Here is a 3,433-nt window from a genome sequence, read left to right on the forward strand (position 1 = left end):
GAGGGCTGCCGAATGAAAAAGACAACGACTTCAGACTGGATGCCACTAGAAGAGTCTGTGCCGGTTGACCTGTTCAAAGCCGAGGTCCAGGCCTGGGCGCAACGGTTGGAAGTAACCCCACGCGAAATCCACCTGCGGCCGCTGAAGCGCAAATGGGCCAGTTGCTCCTCCCGCGGCCGTCTCACCTTCGACATCGAGCTGCTACGTCAACCGGCTGCCTTCCGTCGGGAGGTCATCGTTCATGAGCTGCTGCACCTCAAGGTTCCTAACCACGGGCCGCTCTTCAAAGCTTTGCTCAAGGCTTATCTCGAATCTCCCAGCGAGCTTTAGCCGCACCTTTCCCGGCCGCAACCCCTGTTTTGTCTGGACTAGCATTGGATCGGGGCTTGATTTGGCAAATCATGAGGTCCTTAGGAATCTACCAGGAGTGGCGGGCAGAAGCTCTGCGGGAGGGGTTGGAAGCAGGGCGCAAAGAAGGCCTGCAACTGGGCTTACAGCAGGGTTTGCAACACGGGGAAGCAACCCTGGTTTTGCAGCTTTTGCGGCGGAAGCTGGGATCCCTTGACCCGGCCTTGGAAAACCAGATTTGGGCCTTGCCGCCGTCGCAGCTGGAGGCGCTGGGGGAAGCTTTGTTGGATTTCCACAGCGTGGAGGACTTGACCGCCTGGCTGGCCCGTCGCTAGGGAAGGAGTAGCGATGCTGCAAGTTGAGGCCTTGGCCGAACAGGCGCAAAGCTGTGCCAAACGTTTGGGGATCCCCCAGTTTGATCTCTACGGAGCCGAAGTGGACGAGACCAGCGTGCAGGTGGAGCAGGGGGAGCCCCGTCAGGTAAAAGCCTCTCACCGCTGCAGTGTGACGGTGCGGGCCTGGAACGACCAGGGCCAGGTGGGGGTGACTTCCACCACTGCTGTGGACGAGGCAGGGCTGGAACTGGCTCTGCAGACGGCCTTGGAAGCCAGCCACTTCGGCGTGCGGGAACACGCACCCCAATTGAGTCCAGAAGCGAAGCTGCCCATTCTCCAGCCCTGTAACGACAAAAGGCCGCTGGCGCTGGCCAGCGAGCTTCTTGAGCAACTGCTGGCCGCCGAGAAGGCTTTACTGGGATCCCATCCCGCCATCCAGGGGGTACCCTACAACGGCCTGGCCCAGCGGCAGATCGACCGCTTTTACCTCAACAGCGACCAAGCCCTGCGGCAGGAGGGCCACACCCTGGCCTCGGTCTTTCTCTACGGCAAGGCAGAACAAGAGGGTCGCAAACCCCGCAGCGCCGGCGCTGTGCGGGTGGCCCGCAGTCTAGAGGAGTTGGATATCCAGGGCTGCGTCAAGGAAGCGGCCGAGAAACTCATCAGCCACCTGGAGTACGAGCGGATCCCTTCGGGGAAATACACAGTGGTTTTTTCTGGGGAAGCTTTTTTAAGCCTCTTGGGCGCTTTCTCCAATCTCTTCAACGCCCAGAACATCCTGGACAACCAAAGCCTGTCCACTCCTGACTCACTGGGCAAGCAGATTGCCTCGCCGCTGCTCTCGGTGTGTGATGACGCCTTGCACCCTACCAACGTGAGCGCAATTAGCTTTGACGGCGAAGGCACCCCCACCCGCCGCGTTCCCCTCATCACCAATGGAGTTCTGACCCACTTTTTGCACAGCGCTGGCACCGCCAAACGCCTGGGGGCTCAGCCCACGGGACATGCCAATATCGGCGCCAAGGTGACGGTGGCGGCCCACTACTACCACGTCTTTGCCGGGGCTCCGCCAGAGAGCACCTACGACCTGGCTACGGCTGAGAATGTGGTCTGGATTGACGAGCTGCAGGCTCTCCATGCCGGAGTCAAGCCTCTGCAGGGATCCTTTTCCCTGCCCTTTCAGGGCTGGTGGGTGCGCCAGGGAGAGCGCATCAGTATTGAGGCGGCAACGGTAGCGGGGGATTTTCTAGAACTCTTGCAGTCGATTTTCTACGTCGAGCCGGAGCCCCAAATCACCCCTGCTGGTCTGTGTCCCCGCATTTGGGTAGCCGATCTCTCCATCACCGGGCAGTAGCACCATGAAACTCACCCGCATCGACCTCAACAGTTGGCTAATCCATACCCAGACCCAGACTTTTCTGCTGGATCCGTGGCTGGTGGATCCCTTGGTGTTCTTTGGCCTGCCCTGGTTCATCCGCCTGCAGCACCGCCAGGTGCCGCCCTTCACACCGGAAACCCTGCCCAAACTCGACGCCATCCTCCTCAGCCAGGGCCAGCCGGATCACTGCCACCCCCCCACCCTGCAGCGGCTGAACCGGCAGATCCCGGTTTTCGCTTCTCCAACAGCCGCCGGCGTGGCACGGAGCCTTGGCTTTAAGAGGGTGCAGGCCCTAGATCCCTGGCAGTCAGTGCAGTGGGGAGATCTGCGCATCACAGCGGTTCCGGGAGCACCCCTAGGGTCGGTGCGGGAGCTGGGCTTTTTGCTGGAAGAGCTGCCGACCCAGACGCGGCTTTACTACGAGCCCCACCTCTCCCAAGCGGATATCCGCCCGCGGCTGCAGCAGGAGTTTGCCCCCATCCACACCCTGCTGATCCCGGTGGTGGGGCAGATCTTTCCCCTCTTGGGCGAGGTGATCATGGGGCCGGAGCGGGCCCTGCAGGTGGTGGCCGCCCTGCGCCCACAGCAGGTGATTCCCACCGCTATGGGAGAGGTAGATTACCACGGCTGGTTTGCCGCCCAGATCCGCCCTCTGGGGAGCCTAGAGGAGTTCCGGGAAAAGCTGGGATCCCTGAACGCCGCCACCCGCCAATCCATCCGGCTGTGCTGTCCTGCCCCGGGGGAAACGGTATTCCTTCCTGCTGAGGTCAGAGCATGAGCCACCCTTCTCAGTCCAGCCTTGACCTGGTGGCCATCCTGCGGGCCGATTACGCCCGCTTTCCTCGGGATCAAACCTACTCCATCTACGATCCCCAGGTCTATTTCCGGGATCCCCTCAACGAGTTTCGCGGCCTGGATCGCTACCGGGTCATGATTGCTAGCCTAGAGCGCTGGCTGCAGGATATCCATCTTGAGCTGCACGACATTCAACAGGTCGGCAGCCACATTCGCAGCGAGTGGACGCTGAGGGGATCCCTGTCCTTTTTGCCCTGGCGCCCCCGCTTGTGCATCCCCGGCTGGACAGAGATGCGGCTTAACCCCGCAGGTCTTATCGAGTCCCACATTGACTACTGGCGCTGCTCCCGCTGGCAGGTGCTGCTGCAGGCTTTGGGAGTAGCCTAGCTCTTTCCTTTGCTAGAATTAAAAAGCTCGCTTTTCGGCGCTGCTGAAAAGTGGCTGCGTAGGTGCGCTGGAGAGATGGCCGAGTGGTCGAAGGCGCAGCACTGGAAATGCTGTGTGGGGCAACTCACCGTGGGTTCGAATCCCACTCTCTCCGTCCTAGAACCTTTCGCCAGCTGCTGAAGTTTGCAGA

General features: G+C 61.1%; 5 protein-coding genes and 1 tRNA gene. All 6 read left to right on the forward strand.

Annotated elements, in window-relative coordinates:
- The coding region (locus tag NW827_RS05250) for a M48 family metallopeptidase (protein WP_414503417.1) at nt 1-330 on the forward strand (330 nt) is incomplete at its 5' end.
- 71 nt (nt 331-401) lie between these two features.
- The gene (locus NW827_RS05255) at nt 402-683 is read left to right on the forward strand and encodes a DUF4351 domain-containing protein (RefSeq protein ID WP_414404038.1); all 282 of its coding nucleotides are present in this window, start codon (nt 402-404) and stop codon (nt 681-683) included.
- A gap of 13 nt (nt 684-696) precedes the next feature.
- Nucleotides 697-2,037, forward strand: coding sequence for a TldD/PmbA family protein (locus NW827_RS05260; protein WP_414359802.1), 1,341 nt, complete (start codon nt 697-699; stop codon nt 2,035-2,037).
- A 4-nt stretch (nt 2,038-2,041) separates the two neighbouring features.
- Nucleotides 2,042-2,839: an MBL fold metallo-hydrolase gene (locus NW827_RS05265; protein ID WP_414503418.1), complete on the forward strand. Its 798-nt coding sequence runs from the start codon at nt 2,042-2,044 to the stop codon at nt 2,837-2,839.
- Nucleotides 2,836-3,243, forward strand: a complete 408-nt coding sequence (locus NW827_RS05270; protein WP_414503419.1) for a DUF2358 domain-containing protein — start codon at nt 2,836-2,838, stop codon at nt 3,241-3,243. Before NW827_RS05265 ends, NW827_RS05270 begins: the two co-directional genes overlap by 4 nt.
- 69 nt (nt 3,244-3,312) lie before the next feature.
- A tRNA-Ser gene (locus NW827_RS05275) sits at nt 3,313-3,397 on the forward strand.
- Nucleotides 3,398-3,433 lie beyond the last annotated feature (36 nt).

This window comes from Synechococcus sp. H70.1, assembly GCF_047502705.1.
Taxonomy (GTDB): Bacteria; Cyanobacteriota; Cyanobacteriia; order Thermostichales; family Thermostichaceae; genus Thermostichus.

Coding starts and splice junctions, on each gene's coding strand:
- NW827_RS05270 (WP_414503419.1), top strand. CDS start 2,836: ATGAGCCACCCTTCTCAGTCCAGCCTTGACCTGGTGGCCATCCTGCGG.
- NW827_RS05255 (WP_414404038.1), top strand. CDS start 402: ATGAGGTCCTTAGGAATCTACCAGGAGTGGCGGGCAGAAGCTCTGCGG.
- NW827_RS05260 (WP_414359802.1), top strand. CDS start 697: ATGCTGCAAGTTGAGGCCTTGGCCGAACAGGCGCAAAGCTGTGCCAAA.
- NW827_RS05265 (WP_414503418.1), top strand. CDS start 2,042: ATGAAACTCACCCGCATCGACCTCAACAGTTGGCTAATCCATACCCAG.